Below are 13,641 nucleotides of genomic sequence, written 5' to 3' on the forward strand. Positions count from 1 at the left end.
TTTAGTTTCTCTGCGCTGAGCGTGGTCGTCCGCGCATCTGTTGATCTTTTATCGCGGGCGCTTCGTTCGGTTCGAACCTGTGGAAGCGCCCCGCGGAAATCAGCCCTTCACCGCGCCCGCTGTCAGGCCGCGCACGAAGAACCGGCCGGCGACCATGTAGACGAGGAGGGTGGGGAGAGCAGCGATGATCGCAGCAGCCATGTCGACGTTGTATTCCTTCACGCCCGTCGATGTATTCACGAGGTTGTTCAGCGCCACGGTAATCGGCATTGAATCCACGCCCGAAAACACGATGCCGAACAGGAAGTCATTCCAGATCTGCGTGAATTGCCAGATCAGGCAAACCATGAAGATCGGCAACGATACCGGCAGCAGGATCTTCGTGAAAATCGTGAAGAAACCCGCACCGTCGATACGCGCCGCCTTCACCAGTTCGGCTGGAATGCTCACGTAGAAATTGCGGAAGAACATGGTCGTGAACGCGATACCGTAGACCACGTGAACGAGTACGAGACCCGTCGTGGTATTGGCGAGTCCCAGCATGCCTTGCAGACGCGCCATCGGCAGAAGAATGGCCTGGAAGGGGATGAAGCAGCCCACCAGCAGCAGCGTGAACACGAGGTCCGCGCCGCGGAAACGCCAGTGCGTGAGCACGTAACCGTTGAAGGCGCCGATGATCGATGAAAGCAGCACAGCCGGAATCACCATGCGAACGGAGTTCATGAAAAACGGTTCCATGCCGTCGCAGCGCACGCCGGTACACGATTGCGACCACGCCTTGACCCACGGCGCGAACGTGAACGATGTCGGCGGCGTGAGCAGGTTGCCCGTGCGCAACTGGTCGAGGTCCTTGAAGGACGTCGAGAGCATCACGTAGATCGGAAACAGGAAATACAGGGCAAACAGGACCAGCGCCGCATAGATGACGGCGCGGCTGATCGTCATCTTAGATTCCATTGCGGGTGCTCCTCGATTCCAGATACATGAGCGGCACGAGCACGGCGACGACGGTGGCGAGCATCATCATCGATGAAGCTGCGCCCAGGCCGAGCTGTCCGCGGTTGAACGAAAACGTGTACATGAACATGGCCGGCAGCGACGACGACGTGCCCGGACCACCCGCGGTCAATGCGACCACGAGGTCGAACGTCTTGATGGTGATGTGGCAGAGAATCAGCAGCACGGAAAAGAACACGGGACGCATGCTCGGGATCACGATCTTGCGATAGATGCGCGGCAAGGACGCGCCATCCATTTGAGCCGCCTTGAAGATTTCCGCGTCCACGCCACGCAAACCGGCGAGGAACAGCGCCATCACGAAACCAGTCGATTGCCACACGGCCGCGATCACGACGCAGAAAATCGCCTTGTCGGGGTTGCCGAGCCAGTCGAACGAAAAGCTCGTCCAGCCCCAGTCGTGGAACACTTTCTCGAGTCCGAGGCTCGGGTTCAAAATCCATTGCCACGCCGTACCCGTCACGATGAACGACAGCGCCATCGGGTACAGGAAGATCGCGCGCAACGCGCCTTCATTGCGGATCTTCTGGTCGAGCAGGATGGCGAGGAACAGCCCGAGCCCGACGCAAATGGCGATGAACGGAATGCCGAACCAGCCGAGGTTTGCAGCGGAGGTCCACCAGACGTCGTTGGAGAACAGCTCGGTGTAGCGCTGGAAGCCTACGAAATCGTAGCGCGGCATCAATCGCGAGTTCGTCAGCGACAGATACCCGGTGATCAGAATGAAGCCGTACACAAACACGAGCGCGATCAGCACGCTGGGTGCGAGTACGAGCTTGGGAATGTAAGTATCGGCAAGCGCCGCCAGGGGCGACGTACGGCGGGGCGGGGTGCGCGATGTCTTGCTCGCGATACCGCTAGGGGAGGCAGCCACTTCTCGACTCCTGAAAATTTGCCGGCAAGAGTCTCAGGCCGGAACAGGGATACAGCGGTTTTTACGGTAATCGACTTGTGCTTTCGGGCGCGCTCCCGAGAGAGCGCGCCCGTGCGTAACACTAAAACGCTTACTTCGTCTTCGCTGCGTTCGCGAGAGCGGCAACTGCGCTCTTCGAATCTTGCGTCGAGTTCATGAACTTCGTGACGACGTCGGTGATGGCGCCGGCAGTTGCATCGCCTTGTGCCATTCCGTGCGCCAGCGACGGAACATAGCCGCCCGACTTCAGGGCCGTTTGTTCATCGGCGTAGGACTTCTTCGCGCAGTCGTCGAACTTGGTCATCGGCACGCCCAGGCGAACCGGGATGGAACCCTTGTTCAGGCTGAACTGCTCCTGGAACTCAGGCGTCATGATGGTCTTCGCCAATGCCAGTTGACCCGGCGTTGCATCCTTCGCGCCCTTCTGCTGGAAGAACACGAACGAATCGACGTTGAACGTGTAAGCCTTCTCCGTACCCGGAACGGCTACGCAGACATAGTCCGTGCCCGACTTCTTGTTCGCGCCGGCGAACTCGCCCTTGGCCCAGTCGCCCATGAACTGCATGCCGGCCTTGCCGTTGATGACCATGGCAGTTGCAAGGTTCCAGTCACGGCCGGTGCGGCCGTTATCGAAGTACGATTGCACGTGACGAACCGTATCGAACACCTTGACCATCTGGTCGGACGTCAGCGTCTTCTGGTCCAGATCGACGATCGCCTTCTTGTAGAAGTCCGCGCCTTGCGACAACACGACGTCTTCCCACAACGTCAGGTCTTGCCACGGCTGGCCGCCTGCTGCCACCGGAACAATACCGTTCGCCTTCATCTTGTCGGCGAGGGCGAAGAATTCCGGCCACGTGGTCGGGGCCTTGCCACCGGCCTTGTCCAGTGCGTCCTTGTTGATATACAGCCAGTTCACGCGGTGCACCGAGAACGGCGCGCCTACATAATGACCGCCTGCATGCATGACCTTGTCGATTTCCGGCGGCAGGTTCTTCTTCCAGTCGCCCGTCACCGAATCGATGTTCACCAGCACGCCCTGGTCAGCCCATTCCTGGATCAGCGGACCCTTGATCTGAGCCGCCGACGGCGCGTTGCCCGAGATCACCTGCGTCTTGAGTGCGGTCATGGCTGCGGCGCCCGCGCCACCGGCAACCGCGAAGTCCTTCCAGGTGTAGCCTTGCTTGGTCATGTCGTCCTTCAACACGCCAATAGCCTTCGACTCACCGCCGGACGTCCACCAGTGCAGTACGGAAAGGGCTTCTGCAGCCTGAACCGCCTGTGCCGTCACGCCGCACAACAGACCTGCAGCGCCGAGCGCGCCCATGAGCTTGCGAAATTTCATTGTTTATCTCCTCCGAACACCTGAACAAAAAACGATTGGCCCCTGATGCCGCCAGGAAGCGATGGCTGGAACTGAACAGACTTGAAGTGGCCGGAGTCGGCGGTGTCAGCGGGATAAGACCGGTATGCCTCGTCGATGAACGGCGGGCGCGCCAGTCTGGCCGGCAGACCGAACCTCGGCCGCACGGCTCTCAAGAGATGAGTGTGTCGAATCGCAACTGTGTCTCCTCTTTTGATTTTTGCCCGTTCACACTGGCTGACCACTGTGACGTGCGACCGGGGTCCTGCATCCTGCGGTTTTAGCCTGTTCCATGACATTCCCTGACGGCGAACCGTTCGGCGAGAGCGTCCTTGGCTCAGGTCCATTACCATGCAACTAGACATGAATCTCCGGGAAAACACGCATGTTCTGATTGACTAAGTGTTTTTTTCCGAGATCACGTTACCCCTTGATTTGAATTGTAGTTAAACTACAATTCAGTGTCAAAAAAAATTTTATCGGACTACGGTCCTTCAGAACCCCTGCGGAGACACATGCAAAACGACTCGAATTTCACCTTCGTTCTTTTCGGCGGAACGGGCGATCTTTCGATGCGCAAGATCCTGCCGGCGCTTTTCGAAGCGCATCGTGGCGGAATGCTTGCATCGGGCGGAAAGATCGTCGCGGTGGCGCGCGCCTCCGAAGATCGCGATGCGTATCTCAACTGGGTCGACGAACACGTCAAGCCGCACGTCTCGAAGAACGGTGTGGACGACGCAGTGTGGAAGGGTTTTCTCGAGCGCATCGATTATGTGCGGCTCGACCTCGGCAAGCCGGAAGACTTCAAGCTGCTGCGCGACGCCGTGAACAAGCATGGCGGCACGCGCGTGTTCTACCTCGCGACCGGTCCGTCGCTGTTCGTGCCGATCTGCCGCGCGCTCGCCGACGTGGGCCTGAGCGAAAACGCGCGCATCGTGCTGGAAAAGCCGCTTGGCTATGACCTGAAGTCGTCGCAGGCCATCAACGACGCCGTCGGCGAAATCTTCGCGGAAGAACAGATCTACCGGATCGACCATTACCTCGGCAAAGAGCCGGTGCAGAACCTGCTTGCGCTGCGCTTCGGCAATGCGCTTTTCGAACCGTTGTGGCGGCGCGAATGGGTGGAAAGCATCCAGATCACGATTGCCGAAGAACTCGGCGTGGAAGCGCGCGGCGACTTCTACGACAACACCGGCGCCTTGCGCGACATGGTTCAGAACCACTTGCTGCAGTTGCTTTCCATCGTGACGATGGAGCCGCCGCATTCCATGGATTCCGACTCGGTCCGCGACGAAAAGCTGCGCGTGCTGCGCGCGCTCAAGCCTGTCGATCCGCGCGATATCAGCAAGGTCGCCGTGCGCGGCCAATATCATGCGGGCGTGATCAAGGGCACGTCGGTGCCGGCATACGCGACCGAGCACGGCGTGCGTCCTGACAGTCACACGGAAACGTTTGTCGCGTTGAAGGTGGAGATCGAGAACTGGCGCTGGGCCGGCGTGCCGTTCTTCCTGCGCACCGGGAAGCGGCTTGCCGACCGCACGGCTGAGATCGTCGTGAATTTCCGTCCCGTGCCGCACTCGGCGCTTGGCGCCAATGCATTGCGCGCAGGTACGAACCGCCTCGTGATTCGCCTTCAGCCGAACGAGACGATCCGCCTTTATTGCCTGGCCAAGCAGCCGGGCGAAGGCATGAATCTCGCGAGTGTCCATCTGGATCTCGCGTTCGACAAATTCTTCAAGGAAGGGCAGATGGAGGCCTACCAGCGCCTTCTGCTCGATGTCATCAACGGCCGTCTCGCGCTCTTCGTGCGGCGCGACGAACAGGAAGCGGCGTGGCGTTATGTCGAGCCGATCCTCGATGAATGGGCTGCATCGTCGAAACCGCCGAAGCCTTATGCATCAGGCACGTGGGGACCGGCGGCCGCGAGCGCCATGCTGGCGCAACACGGCACGTGCTGGCTCGAAGAAGAGAATTAAGCCCGCTTGTTCCAGCGGGTCGGTGGGAACGTGTTCCAGGACGTTTGTGCTGTAGACATGTTGCAATTAAAGCCGAGACAAATCCCGCCGTGCGACTCTCGGCGGGCGAAATGAAACCAAAACAAGGCAGCATGGAGGAGCAGTGATCCAGCTTCATACTTTCGATGAACCAGGCGCCCAATCCGACGCCCTGGCAGAAGCGGTAGGCGACGCGCTTGCTGCAACGCTCGCGGCTCGCGGCGCAGCTTCGGCCGATGCCGCCGTATCGGGTGCATCGGGTAACCAGACCCAGCATGCAACACTCGCCGTCTCGGGCGGCACGAGCCCGAAGCCGTTCCTGAAAACGCTGTCGACGCACGCGCTCGACTGGGCGCATATCAATGTCACGCTCGTCGATGACCGCTGGGTGCCCGAAACGGACAACGCCAGCAACGCGCGACTCGTGCGCGAGACGCTGCTGCAGAACGCGGCCAGCGGTGCTTATTTCCTGCCGCTCGTGGTTGTCAACCGGCCGCTCGCCGCGCATATCGCCGACCTGAACGCTGATCCGCAGCGCCGCGTGCCCGATGTCGCCGTGCTCGGCATGGGTGAGGACGGTCACACCGCGTCGATTTTTGCCGATGCCCCCGAGTGGGATTTCGCGATCACCACGCCCGACCGGTTCATCTCCGTTCATCCGGGCAGCGCGCCGCATGCGCGGGTGTCGCTTTCCATGTCCGCGCTCAAGGGCGTACAGCAGCTATTCCTCTTCATCAGTGGACAGAAAAAACTCGATGTACTGAACGCCGCGCTCGCCGCACCGCAAAAAAACGCCATCTCCACGTTGGCAAACGCTCAAGGAGTCAGGCTCGATGTCTACTGGTGTGCAAAGTAAGGCCGTAACGGTAGCGGCCCAAAGCCAGCACGCTGATGGACCCCGGCTTCTGGCTGACATCGGCGGCACCAACGCGCGCTTCGCGCTCGAAACGGCGCCGGGTGTCATCGGCGAGATCCGCGTGTATCCGGGCAACGATTACCCGGGCATTGCCGAAGCAATGCAGCAGTACCTGAAGGACACGAAAGTCAGCCGCGTGAACCATGCGGCCGTGGCGATCGCAAATCCGGTCGACGGCGATCATGTTTCGATGACCAACCACGACTGGAGCTTTTCTATTGAAGCCACGCGCCGCGCGCTGGGTTTCGATACCTTGCTCGTAGTCAACGATTTCACCGCCCTGGCCATGGCGCTTCCGGGTCTCACCGATGCCCAGCGCGTGCAAGTTGGCGGCGGGTCACGGCGCCAGAACAGCGTGATCGGGTTGCTTGGGCCCGGCACGGGCCTGGGCGTGTCCGGCCTGATTCCCGCCGATGACCGCTGGATCGCGCTTGGCAGCGAAGGCGGCCACGCGAGCTTTGCGCCATCGAACGAAACCGAGGATATCGTCCTGCGTTTTGCGCGCAGGAAATTCCCGCATGTCTCGTTCGAGCGCGTGTCGGCCGGTCCTGGCTTGTTGCTGATTTATCAGGCGCTGGCCGAGCGCGATGGCGTTTTCGTGGCGGACGATCTGGAATCGGCCAGCATCACGCAGCGCGCGCACGATGGCGAGCCGCTCGCGCTCGAAGCTGTCAATTGTTTCTGCGGGATCCTCGGCACGTTCGCCGGGAACATTGCGGTGACGCTGGGCGCGCTGGGCGGGATTTTTATCGGCGGCGGCGTGGTGCTGAAGCTGGGCGAACTCTTCACGAAGTCGCAGTTTCGCGAGCGCTTCGAGGCGAAAGGGCGTTTCCAGCAGTATTTGTCGAGCGTGCCGACGTTCATCATCACCGCGGAATATCCGGCGTTTCTGGGGGTATCGGCGATTCTCTCGGAGCAGTTGTCGAATCGTGCGAACGGGGGATCTTCGGCCGTGTTCGAACGCATTCGCCAGATGCGCGATGCGCTGACGCCCGCCGAGCGCCGCGTGGCTGATCTGGCGCTGAACCATCCTCGCTCGATCATCAACGACCCGATCATCGATATTGCGCGTAAAGCCGACGTCAGCCAGCCGACGGTGATCCGTTTTTGCCGGTCGCTTGGGTGCCAGGGTTTATCGGATTTCAAGCTGAAGCTCGCGACCGGTCTGACGGGCACGATTCCGGTAAGTCACAGCCAGGTGCATCTTGGCGACACTGCCACGGATTTTGGCGCGAAGGTGCTCGACAACACCGTCTCGGCGATCCTGCAATTGCGCGAGCATTTGAACTTCGATCATGTGGAACGCGCCATCGACATTTTGAACGGTGCGCGCCGGATCGAGTTCTACGGGCTGGGCAATTCGAACATCGTCGCGCAGGACGCGCACTACAAGTTCTTCCGGTTCGGCATCCCGACGATTGCCTATGGCGACCTGTACATGCAGGCGGCGTCGGCGGCGTTGCTGGGCAAGGGCGATGTGATCGTGGCGGTATCCAAGTCGGGCCGCGCGCCGGAGTTGCTGCGTGTGCTTGAAATCGCGATGCAGCAGGGTGCGACCGTAATTGCGATCACGTCGAGCAATACGCCCTTGGCGAAGCGCGCGACGGTCGCATTGGAGACGGATCACATCGAGATACGCGAGTCGCAGATGTCGATGATCTCGCGCATCTTGCATCTCGTGATGATCGACATCCTGGCGGTGGGCGTGGCGATCCGCCGGGCGGTGCCGAATGCGAGCGCGGACGTGAGCGAAGCGATGACAAAGGTCCGTGAAGCGGGCGATGACGACACGGGCGCGGTGCTGGACTGGCTGAGCCACGGCGCGGCGGGAATAGCGCGGGATTAAAGCGAGGTAGCAGCATTGAAAACAGAATGCCGCCGATGCGAGTTTGCATCGGCGGTGTTTTGCGTTTTGGGGCAAGAGAATATTTCGCGCCTTGAACAATCCGGCTCGGGTTTACTGATTGATGGCAACCCACACGAGTGGCGAAGCGTGTGGGTTGCCGTAGACCAAGTGGAGGATTTCAAGTGGTCTTGATTGCGGCGCCGAGCGTTCTTCTGAAGTACCAGACAGTTCGGAACTGCATGCCCGGACCCTTTGCCGGGCCTGCGGTGGCGCTCGTATCTCTTGACGCATGCCGCCGGATCGATCTACTGACTGTCGAGCAAGTCCCGTCGTTCATTCCGGTTTCCGCTTCCACATGGAGACGTGGGGTTAAGAGCGGACATTTCCCCGCTGGCGTTCACTTGTCGCCGAAGTCGGTTTTCTGGCGCGTCGATTCGATCCGCGCGTCGCTGCCAAGCCCTTGACGCAAACACCCGTTTAACGCACCGCCCGCGCCCCCGTCTCTTATTGAGATGCACGCGCGGAAAAGTGCGTTAGCGTAGGAGCGTTGCCACGACAAAATAATCAGGATGACAACCGAATTAATGCGGTATGAAGGCCATCGGTTCATGCTCTATAAGCGATGGCATTACGCGCCGCACGGCAGAACCAAAGAGCAGCAGGAAGCACTCGACGCGGGCCAAGCCTTATTCAAGGCCGCGAATTTCGAACATTGGGCGAGCCAGCCCGCACTAGTCGAGCGTATCCAAACTTTCCTTAAGCGTGCGGTACCGTCATATCGTCCGAGTCCCTACGGCGACAGGCCCTGCGACGTGATTAACGCGCTGTGCTGGGAGGTGCGAAACGGGGCAGTGTTGATCGTGCGCGCGAAGCCTGCCTATATCGCGCATAGCGGTTTCGCCCCGGCGCTTACCGAGGATGAACGGTATAGGCGCGAAATGGCGGATATGGCCGAGCGCGGCGCGATCTACGAGGCTCGCACGAAATGGTATCAGCAGGAGTTAGCGGAATATCACCAACTAGTCGAGGACGCCCAACGCGCAGCGCGCCCGCCGCAAGTCTTCCGGCACATCGAGACTCTCGCAGAGGCGGCGGTGCGCAATCGGGCAGCGTGGGCGGCGCGTGATGCACTTGCCGCGCTTGCATCGACGGCGGCGTCTGCCGTCGCGTCTGCGTTGCCGTCCATGGGTGGTGATGATGTCTTCGATTTGGGCACTGTGTCGGAGGTTGGCACGGGCAGCACGCCGCTAGGCGACGCTGCACCGTTCGAGTACGCGCCGAACGCGACCGGCGATGATGTATTGTCGATAGCAGCGCGAGGCGTCAGTGAAGCCCGCGAAGCCGAATGCTTTGCAGAGTATGAGCGAACGATCGATTTTTGTAACGCGTTGGGACCGGCAATAGGGGGCGCGCGCGGCGCAGCGTTATGCAGGCAAAACGCTTTTGATCGATACCAACAATGTAGGGGTTACTAATGAATGCATCCCATCTGTCACGTTGTGTGATTGTGGACTTTTCGCCCGGCGATGAATCAATTCCCGTTTACCAGGTCGCCCGAGCGGAGGTTGAAAAAATCGTCGCTGTCGCGCCGAAGTTTCCGGTTTTTTTTGACGAGACCGCCGCAATAGGAGAGCAGGGTTATTTGCTTGACGATGAGTTTGCCCGGCGGATCGGCGTGGGCATACTTAACGCACTAGCGCTGTCATATCCGGAATTGAAAAGTATGATCACCGCGACGAATCAACCTATACCGCGAGCACCAGCCGCACCCGCGGTTTAGCATCGGCCCGCACCTTGCGGGCCTTTCTTCGCTGGCGGCGGCGTGGCGAGGCTATGCGGCGGTTACAGTAGCATCGGCATCATCGTTCGCGGCGCGCTTCTCGTACGGCCGTTCCACTTCTCAGCACTGCGCCGGGTTATCACGACTTTGCGCGCGCTCGCCCGTAGTTCGACCGGCCCGTCGCCGGTCTTCTGCAGCGCGTAATAATGCGTGCGGACCATGTGATACCCAAGCGCCAACACGCTCCGCAGTACAGCATTTTTGTACACGGACAGTGACTATAGTGCTGAAAAAATCAGCTAGAACGAAACGCGCGAAAGCCTGAGAAGCAGCAACCCGGCATTGCCATTGACCGCTGCAAACAGCTCCCAACCGGCAGCGACTTTTAACCAAGTGCGAACAAATAAAAAACGGTGCGATGCCCTTTCGGACACCGCACCGATACGCGCCTCTCGCAGCAGCGTGAAAACCAATTAAAGCTATGAAAAACTGGCTTTAAACAAACTCTCTCTGTCGTTATGCTCCGGCCAACCGCTCCAAATCAGATTAGAACGTGTGCTGGATACCGGCATAAACACCGGTTTGGCTATGACCCGGCAGCGGGTTGTCAGTACTGACCGCCGTACCTGAGTTGTTCGCATTCAGGCCGTAGTTAGCACCCTTGCTGTTTTGAGCCGTTGCCACCTGGAGGTCCAGCAGCGTGCGCTTCGACAGGTTGTACGAGCCGCCGACCGTGTAGATCGTCGCGTTGCCTGCGCCATTGTTGCCGTTCACGTGATACGCCGCTGCGATGATTGCAGCTGCCGGCGTTGCTTGCCACGTAATACCGCCCCATTCGTGATCAAGCGACGTCGGCTGGCCCGGCAGAACGTTCGTTGCGCCCGACGTGCGGATAGCCTGGTAAGCGCCCTGGATCTTGAACTGACCCAGGAACACGTTCACAGCAGCCGTGTATTCGCGCGATGCCGCAAACACGCCGCTCGATACGTTGCCCGCATTGATGTCGCCCGGATTCGCACCGTACAAGCTACCGTTGGCTGCGTTGCGGATTTCATCGTACATACCGCGGACCTGGAACAGCGAGGTCGTGTAGGTGACCTGTGCACCCGCTTCACGGCCTTGCGGCGTCGTGCCGTTACCGTTCCAGTTCGTCGCGTTCGACAGCGCGTATTGACCGTAGAAGTCAAAACCCGCGACCTTCGGCGACTGGTACGAAATGTTGTTGCTCGATTGCGGCCAGTTGCGGCCACGCACCAGCGAAGCCGACGACCAGTTCGACTGACCGAACGGGTCAAAGTCCCACACGCCGTTGGAGATGAACAGTTCGCGACCCAGCAAGAAGGTACCGAACTGGTCGTTGGCGATACCTACCGTCGCCCAACGATTGAAGATGCCATTGTTGCCCGGGCCTTGACCGGTCATGGTGTTGAAGCTGCCTTCCAACTGGAACACGGCCTTATTGCCGCCACCCAGGTCTTCGACGCCCTTCATGCCCCAGAGGCTGGTACCCCAGTCGCCGCTTTCTGCGCGGAAACGGTGACCGGTGCTGGTTGCAGCGCCGGCAGCATTCGAGCCAGTCGGCACGCCCGTCATGTATTCCAGACCGGCGTCGAGCCGGCCATAGAGCGTCACGCTACTTTGAGCGTGTGCTGCAACGCCGACCGTCAGCAGCGAAGCCGCGAGCAAAGCTTTCTTCATCATCTCCTCCAACCCTGTCAAAAAATAGAAGCCCAAGTGCGGCGGTAGTGGTCCGGTGCCAGCGCACCGAACCGGAAACTATTGAGAGGGATGACACGCAATGGGCAGGTGTGTCCGTGATCCGGGCAAAGAGACCGCCCACGTCACAACCGACCCAGTGGATCGGTGTCTCCTCAGTTCTTTTTGAAGTAAAACTACTTTTAATGAACTTCGTTTCCGTACTTTGATTACTAATTTAGCAAATTACCTTTGTGTCGCCAAAAAAATTTGCTGTCTCCCAATCTTCTGTCTCAAAAACGCAATGGTTGGTGTGTTCAGCAAATGAAAAAAATGATCCATATCGGGGCCGGTTCCTTATGGGTAAGGCTTAGGCTCATTTCCGGACTTGACGCTATGGATTGCATCTATTGACGTGCGTTACGTCTGCCGCTAATGCAAAAAGCGGAATGCGGGCCGAACCTGTTTAGAGATACCAACTAAAAAAAGCGCCCCGTAGGGCGCTTCTGTTTTTGGTTCGTAAGAGAACGTCGACGCTCTGTAGTTTTACTTCAGACTTCCTGAGAGGAACTGCTTCAGCCTTTCGCTGCGCGTGTTGCCGAAAACCTCATCGGGATGACCTTCCTCTTCGATCAGCCCCTGATGCAGGAACACCACGTGGTTCGATACATTGCGCGCGAACGCCATTTCGTGAGTTACCACGATCATCGTGCGGCCTTCCTCAGCGAGCGTCTGCATGACCTTCAGCACCTCGCCAACGAGTTCGGGATCGAGCGCGGAGGTGGGTTCATCGAACAGCATGACGTCAGGGTGCATGGCGAGCGCGCGCGCAATCGCCACGCGCTGCTGCTGGCCGCCCGACAAATGCGACGGATATTGTTTTTCCAGCCGCGGCGCGAGCCCGACTTTCTCCAGATAGGTGCGCGCCCGGTCCTCGGCCTCCTTCTTCGATAACCCGAGCACCTTCACCGGCGCTTCCATGACGTTTTCGAGCACGCTCAGGTGCGACCACAAGTTGAAGTGCTGGAACACCATGGAAAGGCGCGTGCGCATGCGCTGCAACTGCTTCGGCTCGGCCACTTTCAGCGCGCCGTATTTGTCCTTGAGCGTGCGGATTTCCTCGCCATCGACAAAAATCCGGCCCTGGTTCGGCTGCTCGAGAAAGTTGATGCAGCGAAGCATCGTGCTTTTTCCCGACCCCGACGAGCCGATGACGCTGATCACATCGCCGGCTTTCGCCCGCAGCGAGACGCCCTTGATGACTTCGTGGTCGCCGTACTGCTTGTATAGGCCATCGACGAAAAGCTTGGTTGCCGGAGAATTCATGTGTGCCTGATCCTTGGGCTTATTTACCTTGCGGCCGCAAGTAAGCGAGCCAGCGATGTTCCGCGCGGCGGAACATCCACACGAGCGCAAACGAAATACACAAATAGAGCAATCCGGCGATGCCGAACGCCTGGAACGATTGATAGGTGGCCGAATTCACGTCCCGGGCGATCTTGAGGATGTCCGGCACGGTTGCCGTGAACGCAACGGTGGTTGCGTGCAGCATCAGGATCACTTCATTGCTGTAATAGGGAAGCGCGCGGCGCAGCGCCGACGGCAGGATCACCCGCCGATACAGCGTGAACGACGACATTCCGTACGCCCGCGCCGCCTCGATCTCACCATAAGGCGTGGCGCGAATGGCGCCGGCGAAGATTTCCGTGGTGTAGGCGCACGTGTTCAGCGTGAACGCGAGCAGCGTGCAATTCATGCCGTTACGGAAAAACTCGTTGAGCAGGACGTGATCACGGACCACTTGCAGGCTGTAGAGGCCCGTGTAGCAGAGCAGAAGCTGGACGTAGAGCGGCGTGCCGCGGAAAACGTAGGTGTAGACCCAGACGCTGCGCGAAAGCAGCTTGTTCTTCGACACCCGCGCGACCGCCAGCGGAATGGAAAGACAAAAGCCGAGCACGATCGATACAACCAGCAGCCACATCGTGATGGCGAGGCCGGTGATCCGATAACCGTCGGTGAAAAGATAATTGCGCCAGTATTCCTGGATGATTTCGAGCATGGATTCCGCCGCGTGGATGTGCCTGGTTTCTTTTTAGGGAGCTGGACCGGTGTCGAAG

At 59.4% G+C, this 13,641-nt stretch carries 11 protein-coding genes; 5 read left to right on the forward strand and 6 right to left on the reverse strand.

Features of this window, described 5'->3' with window-relative positions:
* Positions 1-99 precede the first annotated feature (99 nt).
* The 3 genes from AX768_RS04090 to AX768_RS04100 form a co-directional block, all read right to left on the reverse strand.
* On the reverse strand, positions 100-957 hold the full coding sequence (locus tag AX768_RS04090) for a carbohydrate ABC transporter permease (RefSeq protein ID WP_075359593.1): 858 nt from the start codon (positions 955-957) through the stop codon (positions 100-102).
* Positions 947-1,870 (reverse strand): carbohydrate ABC transporter permease, encoded by a 924-nt coding sequence (locus AX768_RS04095; RefSeq protein WP_305954644.1) that lies wholly within the window; start codon positions 1,868-1,870, stop codon positions 947-949. The genes AX768_RS04090 and AX768_RS04095 overlap by 11 nt, the downstream gene beginning before the upstream one ends.
* A 151-nt stretch (positions 1,871-2,021) precedes the next feature.
* Positions 2,022-3,275 (reverse strand): ABC transporter substrate-binding protein, encoded by a 1,254-nt coding sequence (locus AX768_RS04100; RefSeq protein WP_061998902.1) that lies wholly within the window; start codon positions 3,273-3,275, stop codon positions 2,022-2,024.
* 533 nt (positions 3,276-3,808) lie between these two features.
* Here AX768_RS04100 and zwf point away from each other — a divergent pair.
* From zwf to AX768_RS04135, 5 genes are all read left to right on the forward strand, one after another.
* The gene (gene zwf, locus AX768_RS04110; protein WP_061998904.1) at positions 3,809-5,269 is read left to right on the forward strand and encodes a glucose-6-phosphate dehydrogenase; all 1,461 of its coding nucleotides are present in this window, start codon (positions 3,809-3,811) and stop codon (positions 5,267-5,269) included.
* Positions 5,270-5,411: 142 nt separating this feature from the next.
* On the forward strand, positions 5,412-6,143 hold the full coding sequence (gene pgl, locus AX768_RS04115; protein ID WP_061998905.1) for a 6-phosphogluconolactonase: 732 nt from the start codon (positions 5,412-5,414) through the stop codon (positions 6,141-6,143).
* Positions 6,121-8,049 (forward strand): bifunctional transcriptional regulator/glucokinase, encoded by a 1,929-nt coding sequence (locus tag AX768_RS04120; protein WP_061998906.1) that lies wholly within the window; start codon positions 6,121-6,123, stop codon positions 8,047-8,049. Before pgl ends, AX768_RS04120 begins: the two co-directional genes overlap by 23 nt.
* A gap of 608 nt (positions 8,050-8,657) precedes the next feature.
* Positions 8,658-9,524, forward strand: a complete 867-nt coding sequence (locus AX768_RS04130; RefSeq protein WP_061998908.1) for a hypothetical protein — start codon at positions 8,658-8,660, stop codon at positions 9,522-9,524.
* Positions 9,524-9,829 carry a hypothetical protein gene (locus AX768_RS04135; protein WP_061998909.1) on the forward strand — a complete coding sequence of 102 codons (306 nt, stop codon included), beginning with the start codon at positions 9,524-9,526 and terminating at the stop codon, positions 9,827-9,829. The genes AX768_RS04130 and AX768_RS04135 overlap by 1 nt, the downstream gene beginning before the upstream one ends.
* A gap of 546 nt (positions 9,830-10,375) precedes the next feature.
* Here AX768_RS04135 and AX768_RS04145 read toward each other — a convergent pair.
* The 3 genes from AX768_RS04145 to AX768_RS04155 form a co-directional block, all read right to left on the reverse strand.
* Positions 10,376-11,527: a porin gene (locus AX768_RS04145; RefSeq protein ID WP_062000753.1), complete on the reverse strand. Its 1,152-nt coding sequence runs from the start codon at positions 11,525-11,527 to the stop codon at positions 10,376-10,378.
* 543 nt (positions 11,528-12,070) lie between these two features.
* Positions 12,071-12,850, reverse strand: coding sequence for an ABC transporter ATP-binding protein (locus AX768_RS04150; RefSeq protein WP_061998911.1), 780 nt, complete (start codon positions 12,848-12,850; stop codon positions 12,071-12,073).
* A 19-nt stretch (positions 12,851-12,869) separates the two neighbouring features.
* Positions 12,870-13,583 (reverse strand): ABC transporter permease, encoded by a 714-nt coding sequence (locus tag AX768_RS04155; RefSeq protein ID WP_061998912.1) that lies wholly within the window; start codon positions 13,581-13,583, stop codon positions 12,870-12,872.
* Between the last annotated feature and the right edge of the window lie 58 nt (positions 13,584-13,641).

The organism is Burkholderia sp. PAMC 28687 (assembly GCF_001577465.1).
In the GTDB taxonomy this organism is placed as follows: domain Bacteria; phylum Pseudomonadota; class Gammaproteobacteria; order Burkholderiales; family Burkholderiaceae; genus Caballeronia.

Coding starts and splice junctions, on each gene's coding strand:
- AX768_RS04090 (WP_075359593.1), bottom strand. CDS start 957: ATGGAATCTAAGATGACGATCAGCCGCGCCGTCATCTATGCGGCGCTG.
- AX768_RS04100 (WP_061998902.1), bottom strand. CDS start 3,275: ATGAAATTTCGCAAGCTCATGGGCGCGCTCGGCGCTGCAGGTCTGTTG.
- zwf (WP_061998904.1), top strand. CDS start 3,809: ATGCAAAACGACTCGAATTTCACCTTCGTTCTTTTCGGCGGAACGGGC.
- AX768_RS04120 (WP_061998906.1), top strand. CDS start 6,121: ATGTCTACTGGTGTGCAAAGTAAGGCCGTAACGGTAGCGGCCCAAAGC.
- AX768_RS04130 (WP_061998908.1), top strand. CDS start 8,658: ATGCTCTATAAGCGATGGCATTACGCGCCGCACGGCAGAACCAAAGAG.
- AX768_RS04135 (WP_061998909.1), top strand. CDS start 9,524: ATGAATGCATCCCATCTGTCACGTTGTGTGATTGTGGACTTTTCGCCC.
- AX768_RS04145 (WP_062000753.1), bottom strand. CDS start 11,527: ATGAAGAAAGCTTTGCTCGCGGCTTCGCTGCTGACGGTCGGCGTTGCA.
- AX768_RS04150 (WP_061998911.1), bottom strand. CDS start 12,850: ATGAATTCTCCGGCAACCAAGCTTTTCGTCGATGGCCTATACAAGCAG.
- AX768_RS04155 (WP_061998912.1), bottom strand. CDS start 13,583: ATGCTCGAAATCATCCAGGAATACTGGCGCAATTATCTTTTCACCGAC.